The 18,804-nt window shown below is 67.4% G+C and carries 18 protein-coding genes; 9 read left to right on the top strand and 9 right to left on the bottom strand.

Annotation, left to right across the window (positions count from 1 at the left end):
- Window positions 1–127: 127 nt before the first annotated feature.
- The 3 genes from ON40_RS01755 (at window position 128) to ON40_RS53045 (ending at window position 2,747) form a co-directional block, all read left to right on the top strand.
- Window positions 128–1,267, top strand: a complete 1,140-nt coding sequence (locus ON40_RS01755) for a transcription termination factor Rho, short form (protein ID WP_040817661.1) — start codon at window positions 128–130, stop codon at window positions 1,265–1,267.
- Between the two features lie 307 nt (window positions 1,268–1,574).
- Complete coding sequence (locus tag ON40_RS01750) at window positions 1,575–2,234, top strand: LUD domain-containing protein (RefSeq protein WP_157186159.1); 660 nt, start codon at window positions 1,575–1,577, stop codon at window positions 2,232–2,234.
- A 345-nt stretch (window positions 2,235–2,579) separates the two neighbouring features.
- Complete coding sequence (locus tag ON40_RS53045) at window positions 2,580–2,747, top strand: hypothetical protein (protein WP_169541804.1); 168 nt, start codon at window positions 2,580–2,582, stop codon at window positions 2,745–2,747.
- Window positions 2,748–2,897: 150 nt separating this feature from the next.
- Here ON40_RS53045 and ON40_RS01745 read toward each other — a convergent pair whose 3' ends face one another.
- Entirely contained in the window at window positions 2,898–4,232 is a 1,335-nt protein-coding gene (locus tag ON40_RS01745; RefSeq protein ID WP_040817659.1) for a tetratricopeptide repeat protein, read from the bottom strand.
- Between the two features lie 24 nt (window positions 4,233–4,256).
- Window positions 4,257–5,594, bottom strand: a complete 1,338-nt coding sequence (locus tag ON40_RS01740) for an ATP-binding protein (protein WP_083895349.1) — start codon at window positions 5,592–5,594, stop codon at window positions 4,257–4,259.
- 395 nt (window positions 5,595–5,989) lie between these two features.
- On the opposite strand from ON40_RS01740, the gene ON40_RS01735 reads away from it, so the two are divergent.
- The gene (locus ON40_RS01735; protein ID WP_040817655.1) at window positions 5,990–7,330 is read left to right on the top strand and encodes a serine hydrolase domain-containing protein; all 1,341 of its coding nucleotides are present in this window, start codon (window positions 5,990–5,992) and stop codon (window positions 7,328–7,330) included.
- Between the two features lie 40 nt (window positions 7,331–7,370).
- Here ON40_RS01735 and ON40_RS01730 read toward each other — a convergent pair whose 3' ends face one another.
- Complete coding sequence (locus tag ON40_RS01730; RefSeq protein ID WP_051192540.1) at window positions 7,371–7,790, bottom strand: nuclear transport factor 2 family protein; 420 nt, start codon at window positions 7,788–7,790, stop codon at window positions 7,371–7,373.
- Between the two features lie 90 nt (window positions 7,791–7,880).
- Between ON40_RS01730 and ON40_RS01725 the strand changes: the two genes are divergently transcribed.
- Window positions 7,881–8,471, top strand: a complete 591-nt coding sequence (locus ON40_RS01725; protein ID WP_051192538.1) for a TetR/AcrR family transcriptional regulator — start codon at window positions 7,881–7,883, stop codon at window positions 8,469–8,471.
- 98 nt (window positions 8,472–8,569) lie between these two features.
- Here ON40_RS01725 and ON40_RS01720 read toward each other — a convergent pair whose 3' ends face one another.
- Window positions 8,570–9,604 carry an aspartate-semialdehyde dehydrogenase gene (locus ON40_RS01720; RefSeq protein WP_040817653.1) on the bottom strand — a complete coding sequence of 345 codons (1,035 nt, stop codon included), beginning with the start codon at window positions 9,602–9,604 and terminating at the stop codon, window positions 8,570–8,572.
- Window positions 9,605–9,606: 2 nt separating this feature from the next.
- On the bottom strand, window positions 9,607–10,872 hold the full coding sequence (locus tag ON40_RS01715; RefSeq protein WP_040817650.1) for an aspartate kinase: 1,266 nt from the start codon (window positions 10,870–10,872) through the stop codon (window positions 9,607–9,609).
- 282 nt (window positions 10,873–11,154) lie between these two features.
- On the opposite strand from ON40_RS01715, the gene ON40_RS01710 reads away from it, so the two are divergent.
- The 4 genes from ON40_RS01710 (at window position 11,155) to ON40_RS01700 (ending at window position 13,874) form a co-directional block, all read left to right on the top strand.
- Window positions 11,155–11,631: a MarR family winged helix-turn-helix transcriptional regulator gene (locus ON40_RS01710; RefSeq protein ID WP_040817648.1), complete on the top strand. Its 477-nt coding sequence runs from the start codon at window positions 11,155–11,157 to the stop codon at window positions 11,629–11,631.
- 119 nt (window positions 11,632–11,750) lie between these two features.
- Window positions 11,751–11,933 (top strand): DUF1918 domain-containing protein, encoded by a 183-nt coding sequence (locus ON40_RS49495; protein ID WP_083895340.1) that lies wholly within the window; start codon window positions 11,751–11,753, stop codon window positions 11,931–11,933.
- 201 nt (window positions 11,934–12,134) lie between these two features.
- Complete coding sequence (locus tag ON40_RS01705) at window positions 12,135–12,593, top strand: SRPBCC family protein (RefSeq protein WP_040817646.1); 459 nt, start codon at window positions 12,135–12,137, stop codon at window positions 12,591–12,593.
- Between the two features lie 93 nt (window positions 12,594–12,686).
- The gene (locus ON40_RS01700) at window positions 12,687–13,874 is read left to right on the top strand and encodes a low temperature requirement protein A (RefSeq protein ID WP_245567609.1); all 1,188 of its coding nucleotides are present in this window, start codon (window positions 12,687–12,689) and stop codon (window positions 13,872–13,874) included.
- A gap of 98 nt (window positions 13,875–13,972) precedes the next feature.
- On the opposite strand, the gene ON40_RS01695 is transcribed toward ON40_RS01700, so the two are convergent.
- The 4 genes from ON40_RS01695 to ON40_RS01680 form a co-directional block, all read right to left on the bottom strand.
- Window positions 13,973–14,752: a hypothetical protein gene (locus tag ON40_RS01695; RefSeq protein ID WP_040817644.1), complete on the bottom strand. Its 780-nt coding sequence runs from the start codon at window positions 14,750–14,752 to the stop codon at window positions 13,973–13,975.
- A gap of 61 nt (window positions 14,753–14,813) precedes the next feature.
- Window positions 14,814–16,445 carry a GMC oxidoreductase gene (locus ON40_RS01690; protein ID WP_040817642.1) on the bottom strand — a complete coding sequence of 544 codons (1,632 nt, stop codon included), beginning with the start codon at window positions 16,443–16,445 and terminating at the stop codon, window positions 14,814–14,816.
- Between the two features lie 164 nt (window positions 16,446–16,609).
- Window positions 16,610–17,320, bottom strand: coding sequence for a type 1 glutamine amidotransferase (locus tag ON40_RS01685; RefSeq protein ID WP_040817640.1), 711 nt, complete (start codon window positions 17,318–17,320; stop codon window positions 16,610–16,612).
- Window positions 17,317–18,537, bottom strand: a complete 1,221-nt coding sequence (locus tag ON40_RS01680) for a Mur ligase family protein (protein ID WP_040817820.1) — start codon at window positions 18,535–18,537, stop codon at window positions 17,317–17,319. Before ON40_RS01680 ends, ON40_RS01685 begins: the two co-directional genes overlap by 4 nt.
- Between the last annotated feature and the right edge of the window lie 267 nt (window positions 18,538–18,804).

Genomic DNA, 18,804 nt, shown 5'->3' with positions numbered 1-18,804 from the left:
CGATCGGAACGCATACCGATCCGCCACATTCGAACCGGTACGGGCTCTCTCGGCGAAGCGCTGCCCGCACGATGCGCGCATCGGCCGCCACCAGACCACGCATTCCTTCCTTCAGGAGTAGAAGACCATGAAAGACAACACGATTCACACCCAGGAGCCGGGCACATCGGTGACCGGCATCCTCGACATCACCGGAAATCACGCGGCATTGCGGGTCGAGGGCTATCTGCCCGGCCCGAACGACATCCACGTCCCGCCGCGCCTGATCCGCGAATACGACCTGCGCCGCGGCGACACCGTCAGCGGAACCGCCGGCCCGCTGCGCGAGGGCGCCAAATTCGCCCCGCTCACCGGCGTCGATCGGATCAACGGCCTGCCGCCCGAAAATGCCCGGCGGCGGCCGCATTTCGCCGATCTGACTCCGATCTATCCACAGGATCGCCTGCGCCTCGAGACCGAACCGCACGAGATGACCACGCGGATAACGGATCTGATCATGCCGATCGGCAAGGGCCAGCGAGCCCTGATCGTCGCACCGCCCAAGGCGGGCAAAACCTCGGTGCTGCAATCGATCGCGCACGGCATCGCGAAGAATCACCCGGAATGCCAGCTGATGCTGGTACTCGTGGGCGAACGTCCGGAGGAGGTCACCGACCTGTCCCGCGCGGTGCCCGCCGATATCGCCGCGGCCACGTTCGACCTGCCCGCCCGCGATCACATCGCCTTGGCCGAACTGGCCATCGAACAGGCCAAACGTCTCGTGGAAACCGGCCGCGACGTCGTCGTGCTGCTGGACTCGCTGACCCGGCTGGCACGCGCCTACAACCTCGCGGCCGCGGGATCGGGCCGCATCCTGTCCGGCGGCGTGGACGCCGGAGCCCTGGCCCCACCGAAGAAGTTCCTCGGCGCGGCCCGCAATATCGAGAACGGCGGATCGCTCACCATCATCGCCACCACCCTGGTGGAAACCGGTTCGACCGCCGACACCGTCATCTTCGAGGAGTACAAGAGCACCGGCAACGCCGAGCTCAAACTCGACCGGCACATCGCCGATCGACGCACCTTCCCCGCGGTCGACATCGAACGCTCCAGCACCCGCAAGGAGGAGCTGCTGCTGACCCCGGACGAACTCGTCGCGACCCGTTCGCTGCGCCAGACCCTCGCCGGACGCGATCCCGGCCAGGCCGTCGACCTGTTGCTGACCGGCCTGCGGCAGACCGAGACGAACGCCGAATTCCTCACCCAGATCCGCACCGCCGCGCACTGATCGCGACCAGCGGATTCAGGTACACCAGCGTTTCGGAACCGATCCGCCGAGCGTCCCTCGGGCAAACGCGTCGCCCCTCCCGGGTAGCCTGTGGGCAAGATCTTCACCAGAGCGCCCGCCCACACGGGTGTGCGCCCAGCACCACCCGCACAGCTCTTCACGCCCCGGATCCCGGTGCAGCAGGATGCTGCGCAGCCGGTCAGAAAGGGGGCCGCCACATGCGCACGGCGCTCGTCATCCGTGGCACCGATCCGCAGTCCACGCCCAGCGATACGACCGGCCGATGTGCCCCTGGCGGGTGCCGCTGATGTCACGGGAGGAATTCCTGCGCCGAGTCCGCGACGGCCTCAAGGCGCTGCCCGACGACGATCGCACCGTGACCCTCTTCCCCGGCAATCGGCGCGGCACGGCCGATCTCTCCCCCGCCGACAGCACGATCGTCGAACTGTTCGTCGAACGTCTCGAACACCACGGCGCACGCATCGCCCGGGTGAGCGAATCCGGAATTCCCGAGGCCGTGGACGCGGCCCTGCGCGCCCAGCGGGCCACCACCGTCGTCGCACCGCACGGCCTGCCAGAGGAGTGGCTCGAGCTCTGGGCGAAGGAACAGGACAATCAGATCCTGACCGACGACTCCCACTTCACCAGCGGCGAACTGGACGACGCCGACGCGATGGTGACCACCTGCGCCGGTGCGGTCGCCGACGCCGGCGCGGTAGTGCTGGACGGCGGGCCCGGTCAGGGGTTCCGCGATCGCCCTCTCGCGCCCCAATGCCACATCTGCGTGGTCCGCACCGCGCAGATCGATTCCTCGCTGCCCGAGGTGCTCGACAAGCTCGATGCCCGCCGCCCGATCACCTGGTGTGGCGGGCCCACCGCGCCTTCGGATGCCAAGGCCCGCAATCACGGCCGTCATCGCCAGCGACAGCTGATCGTGCTCATCGTGGACTCCCCCGAACTTCCCTGACCCCTCCGCGATCTTTCGCAAGCTCTGCTCGAGTCCGCCGCAAGCCTGCGGCGGCATCGTCGTGTTCGGCGCTTCCGGGCCTGTCCACGAGGCGTGACAGGCTCGGGCGGGCGTATCCGTTGTTCCCTTGTGATCTTGGTCCCCGGCACGTCGCCGTACCCTGGGGAATGATGGGTGATGACGACGCCGACTAGATTGGGAGCGACGATGGAAACTGCGGTCGTCTTCGCGCTGGCCTGCCTGGTGTATTGGTGGGGTCTGCTCTAACTCGAACGGGCCCGCTGCCGCGACACTTCTACTACACTCCATAGTAGAACTATCGGCCCCGGCCGACGGGAGCAGCCCATGATCGAATCCACGACCCGGCGGCCCGGCTCGGCGCTGGCCGCGCCGACAACCCTGCGCCTGATCACCGTGATCTTCGCCGTCGCACTGCTCGTGCACGCCGCCGACCATCTGCGCCGCGGGATGAGCACCGTCTCGACCTTATTGGTTCGGCCCGCTCAGCGATAGTTTCATCAACCCGCCCGCGGCGGCGAACGTCACCGGATTCTCCTGGTTCGCAGCGCTGTTCGAGATCGCCGCCGACCTGGCCTTCGGCATCGCCGCCGTTCGGGCCCGTCACAGCTGGCCCTGAGTCCCGCCCCGAGTGGCAGGGCGATCTCAGGCGATACGACGCAGGATGATCCCGAGGGCCAGCAGCGCGGGCTCCGCGACGCTGAGGAATACACGCAGCCCGGTCGCGACACCCAGCACGCACACGAGCATCCCCGCGCCGAACACCACCAGCCGCAGGGCCGTGGGCGGACTCGACCACGCCGCCCGCAGCACGAACCGCCACCGACGCCGCGGCACCACACCCAGCCACCACAGCGAAATCACCACGATCAGCCCCAGCCCGGTCGCGCCGAGATCTCGGCCCACCGTCCCCAGCCGTCTCGAATCGGACGTCGTCGACGAATTCGCAGCGCTGTGCGTCGACGGGGCCGCGGTTGTCGTCGGATTACCCTGCCCACCAGGTGCATTCGTCATCGCGGGCTTCCCCGGAGCCGGTGCCACCGAGGTTTCCGGACCGGTCCCGGCCGAAATGGCGACACCGGGGATCGATGGCGGCGCGGCGACCGGAGCCTGGGTGGCCGATTGCGCAGCAGGCGCCCCGGCTCCCATCGGAACCAGTTGCGGCGCAGGGGAATCATGCCATTCGCGGACCGCCTGCGCATAGCTCGAATCGAGCGGGACGGCGGTTTGCGGACCATGGAATTCACCGATGACCAGCTCCACGAAGGCAACCACTACGAGCACCCAGTGCATGCGACGGATGGCGTGCCGGATGACCGTTGCGATGTTGGTGCGCACCAGATTTCCCAAGCCGGGATCCATGGTGGCGGCGTTCAGGACGCCCCGCAGGGCGCTGCGCAGACGACGGCCGTTGAGTTCGACGATCGCGAGATCGTGCACGGCATAGGCACTCTCGGGTTCCAGACGCAGTGCCGCATGATACGCCTCGGCGGCGGGCCCCTGCCGGAACCGGTTGCCGCAGTGCCCCATTCGGCGCAGAATCGAACCGCGCGCGACGTGGATGTCGGCCTCGTCGGGATCGAGTTCCACAGCCCGATCGATGGCCGCCAACGCCTCGGGCAGATGCCCGCATTCGCGCAGCACGATCGCCAGAATCCGGTGGTTCTCGGCGAATTCGGGCCCCAGCGCCACCACCTGACGGGCCACCTGCTGCGCCTGCCATCGCCCGGCGTCGCCCGTATTGAGCAGCGCCAGGGCGTGAATGCGCATGGCGAACTGGTTGCGCGGCTGGATCCGCAGGGCCGCGGCGCTCTGGTCGGCGGCCTCGCGATACCGCTGATCCAGATAGGCCGCCTGTGCGAGATAGGTTGCGGCCTCGGCATTATCGGGTTCGGCGGCCAGTACCGCGGCCAGTTGCTCCCGGGCCTCGCTCAGCCGACGCAGCTCGATGAGGACCTTGGCCCGCTCGAGATCAGCCATGATCGCGACGGTGATCCCGGCGGCTCACCGGAGCTTCTTCTCGCGCATGTACTTGGCGAGTTCGTCGTAGGTGCCGTCGTTGTTGGCGAATTCCACGACGTTGCGGGCGGATTCGAACCAGGCCCCCGCACTGGGCTTGACCTGCGCGAGCGCGCCCTCGATATCGCGCATGGTGACCGGGCGCACGGTCCCGCTGCGAATCGAGTCGGCCATGGCCAGCTGGGTCGCCGAGGTGCACACGTGCGCCAGATCCGCCCCGGAGAAACCGTCGGTGCGCTTGGCGATCGCGGCCAGATCGATGCCGCTGACCGGGCGATCCTTCAGGTGGTGCCGCAGAATCGCGCGACGCGCCTCGCGGTCGGGCAGGGTCACCAGGATCATCCGGTCGAAGCGGCCGGGGCGGCGCAGCGCGACGTCGATATCCCACGGATGGTTCGTCGCGCCCAGCAGATACACGCCGTCGTTGTCGGCGGTGGCCGAATCCATCTCGGTGAGCAGCTGATTCACCACCGTGCGCATGGTCGCCGAACCGGACATCTGACTTCGCTTGTGCCCCAGCGCATCCACCTCGTCGATGAACAGCACGCACGGTGCGTTGCGCCGGGCGACCTCGAAGACCTGATGCAGATTGCGTTCGCTCGAGCCGGTGTAGATGTCCAGGATGTCGGCGATCTCGATCGGATAGAAGTTCGCGCCCAGCTCACCGGCGACCGCCGCGGCGATGAACGTCTTGCCGCATCCCGGCGGCCCGTACAGCAGCAGTCCGCCGCGCGCGCTGGTGCCGAACGCCTTGGCCAGATCCGGATTACGCAGCGGACCCAGCAGCGACAGCTCGAGCTGCTGTTTGACGTTCTCCATCCCGCCCACATCGGCCAGCGCGACGCTCGGGCGCTCGAACAGTCCGACATCGCCCTCGGCGTGGGCGACCGGCTCACCGTCTTCGTTCAGGGACAGCTCCCCCTCGGACCGTTCGCCCTCGTCCACGAAGGCCGGAGCGATGATGTCGCCGACCTCGCGCTCGGCCGCGGCCCAGTCGAAGTGGGCGGGCGGTGCGGGGTCCGGATCCGGCGTGGTCTCCTCGGCGCTCGTCTCGTTCGCGCTCGTCTCGTTCGCGACGCTGCCCGACGGTGTGCCAGGAATTTGCCCGGATTGCGTTTCCGCCTGCGGCGAACCCGCACCTGCGGCGAGCGCGGCGGTACAGCGCTGCAACAGTGCGAGCACCACGGCATTTCCGGGATCGATGCCGAGCGCGGCGGCGCAGTGCGGGAGCGCCTCGGCATGCCGCGATCGGTCCGCGAGCAACTCGATCACCCGGATCCGCACCGGCAGCAGTTCCGGATTGGTCTCGAGTATGCGCAGCATCTCGCTCAGAACCGGATCGTCGGTCACAACTCCCCCTCGCTCGGCAGACTCCTGCGATGCTATCCCGTGGCACCACGGCATGACCAGGCGTTATGCCTGATCGGTCGGCCTGCGGCAGTATGCGCTAGCTCACATCCCCGAACCCGGAATAGATCCCGTCCCAGCGCGGTTGACTCGTATTGCCGATGCCGGGACAGCCCCGGGCCGCACAATTCGTCGCTACGAGCGACCACTCGCCGAGAGGCGCATGTTGGGCATCGGCACCCTGGTTCGCGAGGCTGGCGTGGCGTTCGCGAACGTGTTGCAGTAGTGCTGCAGAACGAACGCCGCCGGATTCCTCGGAACCGGTGGCGTTCTGCGTTCCGGGTCGCCGGTCAACCGCTAGCCTCACAGCTATGTGCCGCATTCTGGGGTGGTTTGCGACGATTGCGATCCTGGCGACGATCGGTGTAGCGCCCGGATACGCCCACGCGACGACCGATACCCAACTCCACTGCGGGGTGAGCTCCGGGCGGGCCTTCCCGCGGGCCACCCCCGAACAGGCCGGATTCGATCCCGCCCGACTGTCCGAGGCACTCGCCTTCGCGATGAGCCGAAACCGCCTGAACGTCCAGGTCTTCCGGCACAACTGTCTCGTGGGCGCCGCCCCCGCCGACGACCGGTCCGGCGGCACCCCGTGGAACGTCTGGAGCGTCACCAAGAGCGTGGTGTCGCTGATCGTCGGAATCGCCTCGGACAAGGGGAAACTCGACCTGAGCGCACCCATCGGCCGCTATCTGCCGCCCGGTCTGGGTGATGCGGAACATCGCTCGGTCACCGTCACCGATCTGCTCACCGAGACCTCCGGACTGCACGTGGGCGCGGTGAACGAGGGCGCCACCGGCGTCATCCCGATCGACCCCGACAGCGCGGTGCAGGCGCTGGGCGTGCCGTTCGACACTCCGCCCGGCACCGCGTTCGCCTACAGCCAGCGCAATGTGGATCTGCTGACCTATGTCGTGGAACTGGCTGTGCGGGAGCCACTTCAGCAGTTCGCCCAGCGCGAGCTGTTCGACCCACTGGGCATCGAGCGCGGCGACTACTACTGGGCGCGGGACCGTTCCGGACGTACCTACGGCTATGCGCACCTGCTGATTCCGCCCGATGATCTGGCCAAACTCGGTCTGCTGCTGAGTAATTCGGGGCGGTGGGGCAACCGGCAGATCGTCTCCTCGACGTATCTGCACGCCGCGCGGCGGCCCTCGGCGACCAACCCCTGTTACGGATATCTGTTCTGGGTCGGTCCCGGATGTGCGGAGGTACCCCGATTCCTGCCCGGCAGTTATCAGATGTCCGGCATCGGGTTACAGGACGTGTTCGTCGTTCCGGACCTGGATCTGACGGTGGAGTGGACCGGAGCGTTCGGCAATCACAGCACCGAGGGGCTGCCCGGCACCCTGCAGAACATGGGTGAGCTGTCCCACGAATTCTTCCGCAAACTGCTCGCGGCCTTCGTTCATCCACCGATCCCGGATCCGGGGCCCTACGTCGAACCGCCACTGCCGCTGGATCCGCGCGCGTATTTCGACCCGAACATCACCATGGCTCTGTTCGGCATCGGACCCGATGCCTATCCGGGCTGTAATGTGCTGTCCTGCTTGAACACTCCGCTGCGGCCGCCGTTCTCCGACGCGCCGCCGGGCTGCGTGATCCTGACCTGCCTCGGACCCGATCCGCGTACGCCCGGCATCCGCTGACCGCCCTGTCCGGCGCGCTGACCGGACAGGGCGGCGGACCTCACTGCTCGACCAGGGCCGCGAGCCGTCCGGTGTCCATGTAGTCGCGGAACAGCACGATCTTCCCGTCCCGGACTCGAACGGCGTTGACCGAGGTCCGCCCGCGCGAGCGCACGCCGTCGGGCCGGGTCATGTCGACCTCGTTCTCCACGAAGAACAGTCCCGGATCCGAGGTCTCGTACACCTCCGGATAGACCCCGTGTACCTGGAGGCGGGTCAGATTCGCCCAACGCTGGGCGAGATGTTCGCGCACGGCCTCCCGGCCCTCGAGTCGTTCGGGCATGCCGGGAACGGTCCACGGAATTTCGAACACCACGTCCGGGGCCAGTACGTCGGCGAAGGCGTCGGCGTCGGGTGTGCCCAGGCCGGTGAACAACTGCTCGACCAGCGCGCGTGGCGTGAGGTCCTGATCTGCTGTCATGATTACCCCTGAAGAATCGGAACGTATGCCCCGTTTATGATCCGGAACGCACGCCCCGTTTGTCAATGGTGTTCCGGGTAGACTCGCGCCGTGACCGAAACACAGGCGAAGGCGGCCACGACCTCCGGGACGGGCCGCGCACTGCGCGCCGACGCCCGCCGCAACCGTGAACGCGTATTGGCCGCGGCCCAGGAGGCATTCGCCGCCGAGGGCATCTCGGTCCCGCTGGACGAGATCGCCCGGCGTGCCGGGGTCGGCCCCGGTACGGTCTATCGGCATTTCCCCACCAAGGAGGCGCTGTTCCACGCGGCGATGCTGGACCGCGTCGAACGGATGGTCGCGCACGCGAGCGCCCTGGCCGACGCCGCGGATCCCGGCCGCGCCTTCTACGACTACCTCGACGTGATGGTCGTCGAGGCCGGGGTCAAACGCGACCTCGCCGAGGCGGTCGGCGGCCACGAGAGCCTCGAAAACCCCGGCCCCACAGTCGAACTGCTCGCCGCCATCGACGTCCTGCTGCGCCGCGCCCAGGCCGCCGGCGCAACCCGCACGGACATCGACATCGACGACCTCATGCGAATTCTCAAGGGCGGCTTCCTGGCCACCCACACCACCGGCGCGAACGCCGAACAACGCCGCCGCACCTTCGCGGTCCTGTTCGACGGCCTACGCCCCCGCTGAACCGGGGCCGACCACACAGGCCGCGGTCCTGGTCCCGAATGCCGAACGGGCCGTGGGATTCCCCTCAGGAATCCGACGGCCCGTTCCGAGCGATCGACTCAGCGGTCGGCGAGCAGGACCTCGGCGATCTGAATCGTGTTGAGCGCCGCGCCCTTTCGGAGGTTGTCGCCGGAGACGAACAGGGCCAGGCCGCGGCCGTCCGGGACGCCCGGGTCCTGGCGGATGCGGCCGACGAGGGATTCGTCGACACCGGCGGCCTGCAAGGGGGTGGGCACCTCGACCAACTTCACGCCGGGGGCGTCGGCCAGGAGCTTGCGAGCCTCTTCGACCGACAGCGACCGGGCGAACTCGGCATTGATCGACAGCGAGTGACCACTGAAGACCGGCACGCGCACACAGGTGCCGCTCACCAGCAGTTCGGGAATGCCGAGGATCTTGCGGCTCTCGTTGCGCAGCTTCTGATCCTCGTCGGTCTCCCCGGAGCCGTCGTCCACCAGCGAACCGGCCAGCGGCAGCACGTTGAACGCGATCGGCGCGACATACTTGTTCGGCGCGGGGAACTCCACGGCCGAACCGTCGTGGGTGAGTTTCTCGGCGTCGTCGATCACCGCGCGCGCCTGCGAGGCCAGCTCGTCCACACCGGCCAGCCCGCTACCGGAGACGGCCTGATAGGTCGACACGATCAGGCGCTGCAGGCCCGCGGCGTCGTGCAGCGGCTTGAGCACGGGCATCGCGGCCATGGTGGTGCAGTTGGGGTTGGCGATGATGCCCTTGACCAGGTTGCGGGTCCGCTCCGGGTTGACCTCGCTGACCACCAGCGGCACCTCGGGATCCTTGCGCCAGGCCGAGGAGTTGTCGATGACGGTCACCCCGGCCGCGGCGAACCGCGGCGCCTGCACCCGCGACATGGTGGCGCCGGCCGAGAACAACGCGATGTCCAGGCCGCTGGGATCGGCGGTCTCGGCATCCTCGACGACGATCTCACCGTCGTGCCACGGCAGCGTCTTGCCCGCCGACCGCGAGGACGCGAAGAAACGCACCTCGTCGGCAGGGAAGTTCCGTTCCTGCAACAGTTTTCGCATGACGGCGCCGACCTGTCCGGTCGCGCCGACGACTCCTACGCGTACGCCCATGCTTACCGCCCCGTTCCCGCGTGCACGACCGCGACCTCGTCGCCGCCGAGATCGAAGGCCCGGTGCAGCACCTGCACGGCCTGGTCCAGTTCATCGTCCTTGACCAGCACCGAGATCCGGATCTCCGAGGTGGAGATGAGATCGATGTTGATCCCCGCGTCGGCCAGCGCCTCACAGAAGGTCGCGGTGACGCCCGGGTGGCTCTTCATACCGGCGCCGACCAGCGACACCTTGCCGATGTGATCGTCGTAGAGGACCTGGGAGAAGCCGATCTCGCTCTGCCGGTTGGTGAGCATCTCCACCGCGCGGGCGCTGTCGGTCTTGGGCATGGTGAAGGTGATGTCGGTCTTGCCGGTCTCCACCTTCGAGATGTTCTGCAGGACCATATCGATGTTGATCTCGGCATCGGCGACCGCGCGGAACACCTTGGCGGCGTAGCCCGGTTCGTCCGGTATCGCGACGACGGTCACCTTGGCCTCGCTGCGGTCGTGCGCGACGCCGGTGAGGATTGCTTGCTCCAAGGGGATGTCCTCCATCGATCCGTAAACGTAGGTGCCCGGCTTGTCGGTGTAGGACGAGCGCACATGCACGGGCACGTTGTAACTGCGCGCGTACTCCACACAACGCAGCATCAGCACTTTGGAACCGCAGGCCGCCATCTCCAGCATCTCCTCGTAGGAGACCTGTTCCAGGCGCTGCGCGTCCGAGACGATCCGCGGGTCGGCGGTGAACACGCCGTCCACGTCGGTGTAGATCTCGCACACGTCGGCCTCGAGCGCCGCGGCCAGCGCGACCGCGGTGGTGTCCGAGCCGCCGCGACCGAGCGTGGTCACGTCCTTGCTGTCCTGGGACACGCCCTGGAAGCCGGCGACCAGCACGATCGTGCCCTCGTCCAACGCCTCACGCAGGCGCGACGGGGTCACGTCGATGATCTTCGCCTTACCGTGCGCACCGGTCGTGATGACACCTGCCTGTGAGCCGGTGAACGAGCGCGCTTCGGCGCCCAGCGAATGAATCGCCATGGCGACCAGTGCATTCGAGATGCGCTCACCCGAGGTCAGCAGCATGTCCATCTCGCGCGCCGGTGCGGCGGGCGAGACCTGCTGCGCCAGGTCCATCAGCTCATCGGTGGTGTCGCCCATCGCCGAGCAGACCACGACCACGTCGTGGCCCTGCTTCTTCGTCTCGACGATCCGCTCAGCGACGCGCCGGATGCGCTCGGCGGTGGCCACCGAGGATCCTCCGTACTTTTGGACGACGAGAGCCACGAGGGATCCTCCAAAATCGACTTACTTGCTGTTACCAGCACCCCACAGTACCGACTCGAGCCAGGAAGTTAACGGGACACCTCGAATCCGGAGCCGCGGTCGGGACGTCGTTCATCCATCGAATCGGGCGGTCAGCGGCGCGTGACATGCCTGGATGACCTCGTGGCCCCCGGTCCCGGGAAGCCAGGAATGTCACATTATCCGCGTCGAGGTTTGAAGCGGCACTAGTTGTGTCACACAACAGTTGCACGAGTAAGGCGACGAGACGGGAGAACAGCGCCGATGACACGACGTGCCACCGCGACAGCAACCGACCTGGGGCGACAACTCACGATCGCCGCACAGCGCAACGCCACCGACGCGGTGATGCTGCATCAGGCCGTGGCCGACCGGCTCGGACTGCACGTCACCGATCTGCGCTGCCTCAACCTGTTGCGCCTGGGCGGCCCGGCCACCCCCGGCGAACTCGCCGCCCGCACCGGACTGACCACCGGAGCGGTCACCCGGTTGATCGACCGACTGATCAAGAGCGGCTTCGTCACCCGGGCGCACGACGAACACGATCGCCGCCGGGTGATCATCTCGCTGTCCGCGGACCGCACCGGCGAGATCGCCCGGCACTACGAGCCGCTGGCCCGCGAATTCGGCAGGGTCATGGGTGATTACAGCGCCGAACAACTCGAATTGATACTGGGCGTGTTCGATCGGCTGCACGACACGTCCCTGCGAGTGACGGCCATGCTGCGGGAAGCGGACTAGACGCCTGCCGAGCGGAGCCACCGGAGTACCCCCGAATGTGTCGCAACCCACGCGATCGGGTAATCTGAAACGTTCATATACCTTGTGACGTTCATCACGTCCGACGGATAATTCGAATCATGCAGGCAAAGGTCGGAGATCGATTATCTGTGCACAGCCACATGGTCGGGATGCCGGATCGGATGGGCGAAATCCTCGAGGTACGCGGGGCCGACGGCGCGCCGCCGTACATCGTCCGATTCGACGACGGCCACGAGAGCCTGGTGTTCCCCGGGCCCGACTGGGTCGTTCAGCGCCACTGAGCACAATTCGCGCACCCCGTACCGCACAGCCGGGCTGCGCCACCGACCGAACCGACGCGAGCGGCGGACGCTTCCGGCGGTTCGATAGCCAGCTGTGCATACTGGACGGTCTGTGACATCCGGAGCCCGCGCCATGGTTGACGACCGCATGTGACCGCGGAGACAATCGGGCGAGTATTTCGGGGGGTGGAGGGCAAGGCTATGCGCACGAAGACCGACCACCGATTCATCGTCGATGTCGATCCAGACCAAGTGATGGAGGCACTGCTCGCGGTCGAGCGGATCCCCGACTGGTCCCCCTCGCACAAGGATGTGCGCGTGGCAACCCACGACGCGTACGGGCGCCCACAGCGTGTGTACGCCACGGTGAGCCCGATGGGCAACTCCGACCGACAAGTGCTCGAATACGACTGCACCAGCGAACGCATCTCCTGGAAGGTCGTCGAGAGCGGTGCGGGCGGCGGCGGTAAGGGCTGGTTCGAACTCGAACAGTCCCCCGAGGGCACCGAGGTCTGGTACCACTCCGAGGTCTATCTGCCGATTCCGGTTCCGGGCATCCTGATGAAACGCAGTTTGGCCAAGGTCAACGAGGAAGCGGTTCAGAATCTCATCGAGTTCATCGAGAAGTTCCAGTTCGGTGAGAACTACGAGGTGAGCTGAGTTCCCATCGCGCCCGGAGGATCCGGGCGACCTGGTCGACGACCTGTCACGATGGTGCTCATGATTCGCGTGACTCGCGGCAGAGGATCCCGCATGCAGGCCGTCACCGAGCAGTCCTCGGTGACGCAGCTGGAACTGTTCTTCGACCTGGTGCTGGTGTTCGCCTTCACCCAGGTCGACGAGCTGGCCGCCCACGAGTCCACCGCGCTGAACATGCTGCGCGCCTTCCTGGTGCTGGCCATCATGTGGTGGGTGTGGATCGCCTACGCCTGGCTCGGCAACGTCGTGAAGGCCGACGAGGGCATCGCCCGGCTCGCGATGTTCGGGGCCATGGGCGCGGCCTTGATCGTGGCCATCACCATCCCCGAGGCATTCCACGACATGCCCGGCGGCTGGTACGGACCGCTGGTCTTCGCCCTGGCGTACCTGTTCATCCGGCTGGTGCACCTGGTGATGTTCTGGTGCGCCAGTGCACAGGACCCGCAGTTGCGCGGACAGGTCACGCGCTGGGCGGTCGGGTCGATCACGATCGGTACGACACTGCTGATCATCGCCGCGCTCAACCACGGGACAGCCCAACTGTGGCTGTGGATCGCGGCCGTCGCCGGTGATATGGCCTGGACCCTGTTCTCCGGCAACGAATGGCGGGTCAACTCGACCTCGCACTTCGCCGAGCGGCACGGCCTGATCGTCATCATCGCGCTGGGCGAATCGGTCGTCTCCATCGGCGTCGGCGTGTCCGGGCTGCCGATCTCCTGGCCGATTACTGTGGGATCGATTCTGGGACTTGCCGTTTCGGGTCTGCTGTGGTGGGCGTACTTCGACGTCGGCGCGGCCGTGGTGGAGGAGCACCTGGCCCGCGCGAGCGGGCCGCAGCAGATCAAGATCGCCCGAAACTGCTACACCTACTGGCATTTCCCGATGGTCGTCGCGATCATCGCGATGTCGCTGGGCCTGAAGAACGTGCTCGAGTACGTCGGCGGGGCCGAGGAACACACGTTGCACGATGCGCTGCACGGGATTCCGCTGTTCGCCCTGTACGGGGGTGCGGCCGGATATCTGCTCGCACTGGTCGGATTCCGGCACTACGCAACGAGAGTCGTGCTGTGGCCGCGGCTGGCGGCAGCGGTGGTCGTTCTCGCGCTCATCCCGCTGGCCTCGATACTGCCCGCGATGGCCGCGCTCGCGCTGCTGTGCGCCGTGCTCGGTGTGCTGATCGCTTGGGAGACAGTGCGTTACGCGGAGCCGCGCGATGCCGTGCGGCACGGCACAGCGCACTGAACACCCAGGCCCGCCCACCCTGAACAACGCCAACTCCAAGGCCGCGGCCCGGGTCGATTCTGGACCGACCGGAGCGGAGGAGCGAAGCGGGGCCGAGATTACTGCGCCTTGTTGTCCACCGTCTCCTCGACGCGCACGCCCTCGTGCACCGCGCGACGCATCTGATGCACGTTCTCGCGCAACACATCTCCCACGAGTTCGTCGGTGCGCGGATCGGCCAGCACCTGGAACACGATGCGGAAACTGGTGCTGGCGATACCGCGGATGATGTCCTCGTGGAACGGCAGGTAGCGCACCCGCCCCAGCGCCGGATCCTTCTCGATCAGATCCAGGATCATCTCGTCCATCTCGGCGCGGTTCTCCTCGAGCGCCAAGGCGATGTTGCGGGTGTACTGGCCGACGCGCAGCACCTCGGAGACCTCCTCGAGCACCGCCATCGTCACCGGGCGCTTGATCGCCTCGACGATCGCGTTCAGCGCCCGATTCACGATCGCCACCGTGACCCGGTCGCCGAGCGCGCGATCGGCCACGCGCAGCAGCCGGACCAGCAGCACCAGGATCCGCACCACATGGGAGTCGGCGAAATACGTTGCGGTCGCGGGGATCAGGCACAGGATCTCGTACCAGTACAGGAACGGATAGTTCCAGGACCAGTCCTCGCGCCGCCAGCGCCACAGGAATTCCAGCGCGAAGACTCCGCAGGTCGCGTAGTCCGCAATGACGATCGGCTGCACCGCCGGATGCGGCACCGGCAGGATGTCCACCCAGAAGATCAGCGCCACCGAGACCAACGCCACGAGGAGCATGAGGTAATCGGTCCACAGAACCGGTGGTTTGCGCGGATACTCCTGCGCCGACACGACGATGTTCTTCCGCACGACGGACCCCTTCTGGCGGCGAAATGATCCCGCCGAGACTAACCCGTCGGCGTCCGGGGGATCAGTGACCTGCGCGAATGATGTTCTCGATATTGCGTTCGGCCAGTGCCGAAATGGTCAACGACGGATTCACCGTACCGGTGCTGCCGGGCACCGCCGCGCCGTCCATGACGTACAGCCCGCGATGCCCGATCACCCGGCCGTAGTTGTCGGTGGCCTGGCCCAGCACCGCGCCGCCGAGCGGGTGCGCGGTGAATACGGCGTTCGCGTCGTAGCCCAGAGCGGTGTATTCGACCATCGAGCCGCCGCGTTCGGCGATGCGGTGATCGACCGCGTGGGCGGCCGCGGTGACCTGATCCTGTGCCTGCTTGGGCCAGCGCAGCCCGACCGCGTCGCGGGCCTTGTCGTAGCCGAAGCGGGCCCGGGTCGGATCGAAGACCAGACCGAGCGAGGCCAGTGCGCCGGTCTCCACCGGAATGCCCGGGATGTACCAGCTCTCCAGGCTCAGCGGCATCCCGGAGTCGTCGAAGATGCGGCTGGCGCTGGGCACGCCCGTGCCCAGCCCGCACAGCGAACTCTCGCCCCGGGCGAGCACGACGTCGCCGTTGGTGCCCCAGCCGTCGCCGATGTGCTCGTTCAGGTGCGGCAGTGCGCCGGTGGCCTGGGCGCGCACCAGCAGTTCGGAGGTGCCCACCGAACCCGCGCCCAGGAACAGCCGATCACAGGTGAGGGTGCGTCTGCGCAGGACCGCACCGGTCGGGTCGATCTTGGTGACGGTCACCGCATAGCGGCCGCCGGATTCCTGGGCGATGGACTCGACCCGGTGCCCGGCGAAGACCTTCGACTTACCGGACGCCTGCGCGTATTTCAGATAGTTCTGGTTGAGATCGAACTTCGCGCCGTTGGAGTTGCCCAGATTGCTCCGAGCGGCGGTGGCCGAAGCTCGCGATTTCCCGGCCAGTTCAGCGCGCAGGACATCCCAGGTGAAGACCGAGTCGTTGCGTATAGGGGTGTATCCGGCCTTGCGCGCCTGGGCATCCCAGCATCGCGAATGGGTGAACGGCGCGGAGTTGTAGATGTCCCCGGGCATCGGGTCCAACCGCAGCATCTGCCGCACCCGCGGATAGTAGACCCGATCCATCTCGTCGAAAGCGACTGTGCCGTGGAAGATCTGGTCGAAGAATCGACGTTCGGGCGCGATCATCACGCCGGTGTACACCACCGAACCGCCGCCGACCGCCGCACCGCGCCACACGTCGATACCGTCGAACGAGGTCACGTCCAGCACGCCGCCGAAATCCGCGAAATGCATGGGCACCTTGGTGACCCCGGTGAATTCGGTGCGATGCCAGAAACCACGCCCGTCGGGCAGGTCGTCGCCGGTGAAGATCTCCCGGTGCGGATCGTTGGGCCAGCGCGAACCACGTTCGAGCACGGTGTTGGTGACTCCGGCCTGGGCCAGGCGCAGCGCGGTGATCGACGCGCCGAAACCGGAGCCGACGATGATCGCCTCGGTGTGATCAGGCGGATCAGGAAGTGGCGCAAAGATTTCCGAAACCCAGTGCCGGAACAGGTCGTCCCATATCGGCCCGGCGGACGCGCGAGTGGAACCACTCACGCCCGCGGTGGCAGAGCCCGCCGCCCCCAGCAGCATCGCCGCACCCGCAGCCTTCATGAACGCACGCCTGTACACGCGGCCACCTCCTCATCACGCATGGCCGCGCGCGAGATTACCCGCTCAGAGAGGTTGCCTCAACTGAACGATCTTCCCGCCCTTGACATCTAGTGCAATCGGCCGCAATGAGCTACTCTCTTCGGCCGCTTGTGCAGGGCGGCGATCGCCGAGGACCGCTGCGCCTAGACGCGCAGGCGTTCTCGGCGGAGCTGATCGACCTCGGGAAGGTCCAGCGGGGCGAGTTCGCCCACGCCGAGCGCGTGTCGCAGGAGGTGGTCGGCGAGTTCGGGATTACGGGCCAGCGCGGGGCCGTGCATGTAGGTACCGATGACCGAGCCCTGGACCACGCCTTCGAGGCCGTCGCCCACGCCGTTGCCGACGCCGCGGGTGACGCGGGCCAGTCCGGTGGCGTCGGGCCCCAGAGTTGTTCCGCCACGGTGGTTTTCGAATCCGGTGAGCGGCTCGGACAGGCCCGGGATCAGCGGGACGGTGGCCACCTCGCCGATCGCGCGCTCGGCCCGCGGCGAGGTGGTGAGGTCGAACATGCCGACGCCGTCGACGCGCTCGCCGCCGGAGGTCTCGTACCAGTGGCCCAGCACCTGGATGGCCGCGCAGATCGCCAGCACCGGCGCACCGCGCTCGGCCGCGGCCTGCATCCCCGGATAACGCTGCAGGTGGCGGGTGGCCAGCCGCTGCGCGGAGTCCTCGGCGCCGCCGAGCAGGTACACGTCCAGGGAGTCCGGAACCGGGTCGTTCAGGGTGATCTCGACGATCTCGGCGTCGTAGCCGCGCATCCGCAGCCGCTGCCGCAGCACGACCGCATTGCCGCCGTCACCGTAGGTGCCCATCACGTCGGGCAGCACCAGCCCGATCCGCACGGTCGACTCGCTCATGCCTGGGCCTCCAGATCGCGGTTCAGATCGCGGAACGCGGTGTAATTGGCCAGCACCTCGACCTGTCCCGGCGGACAGGAAGCGATGGCGCGCAACGGATTCGACACCGTGGTGTGCTCCACACCGGCATAGGTCAGGCGGACCGCCAGATCGGTGGCGCGCTCACCCGCGGCCACCACCTGGGTGCCCTCGAAATGTTCGAAACGCACGTCCCACAGCCAGGACAGATCCTCGCCGTCGGGCACCTGACCGTTCACCGCGATCACCAAACCCGTTGCGGCAGGGTCGATCATGGACAACGCCTCCTGCCAGCCCGCCGGATTCTTGGCCAGCAGCAGGCGCGCGTCGTGGTCGCCGACCCGGACGGTGCGGTAGCGGCCCGCGATCTCGCGCACCGTCGCGGCGGCATCGGCCGCGGTCTGCGGCGCGACGCCCAGCGCCACCGCCGCTGCCACCGCCTGCGCGGCGTTACCGCGATTGGCTCGCCCCGGAAGGGCAAGGTGCAGAGGGATTTTCACCCCGTCGGGACCGAGCAGATGTTCCTCGTCGACCCACCAGTCCGGCTCCGGACGCCGGAAATCCGCGCCGGTGCTGCGCCAGTGCGCACCCTCCCACACGATCGGTTCACCACTGCGCGGACAGCTGGTCGCGTCCACCGCCCAGCCGCTGCCCGCGGCCACCCACACCACATTCGGATGGTCGTAGGCGATCGAGGTGATCAGGACGTCATCGCAGTTGGCGATGAGGACCGCGTCCGGATGCCGGGCCATGCCGGCGCGCAACTTGCGCTCGATCATATTGATCTCGCCGACCCGGTCCAGCTGATCGCGGCTCAGGTTCAACAGCACCACCGCCGCCGGATTCAGCGCATCGCTGACATGCGGCAGATGCAGCTCGTCCACCTCGATGGCGGCGACCGGCGCGTCACGATGAGCGTTGAGTGCTGCCACGATGCCCGCATCCATATTCGCGCCGTCGGCCTGCGTGGCCACCGGTCCCAGCGCACCCAGCGCCGCCGCGGTCATCCGGGTGGTGGTCGATTTGCCATTGGTGCCGGTCACCAGCACCGTGCGCCGACCGCGCCCCAGCTGCGTCATGATCGTCGGATCGATCTGCAGGGCGATCAGCCCGCCGATCATCGACCCCTTACCGCGCCCGGCCCGCTGCGAGGCCCAGGCCGCAGCCGCCGCCGCACGCAACGCGACCCGTCCGCGCATCGAGATGTCTGCCACCCCGCGAGTTTATTGCCCGGCGGGCTCGCCGCACTTCCCGGGAGCGCCATCACGGGTAGCGACGTGGGTCACAGTCCGCTGCCGCCGGGCGATCCGGCACGCGTGGAGGTCTCGCACCGGCCGCATGATCACACCGCCGAGCAACGAATCCGGACTCGCCGAGCCGACGGACGATGCCCTGTAACGGTGGCAGAATCGCCGCCCGCGTCAGGCCGAACACTCTGATTGCGTCCCGGATCCGGCAAGCAAAGG

The sequence above is a fragment of the Nocardia jiangxiensis NBRC 101359 genome, assembly GCF_000308615.1.
Taxonomy (GTDB): Bacteria; Actinomycetota; Actinomycetes; order Mycobacteriales; family Mycobacteriaceae; genus Nocardia; species Nocardia jiangxiensis.
Note: the sequence above shows the minus strand (reverse complement) of the source record. Positions and strands in the feature narration are given on the sequence as shown.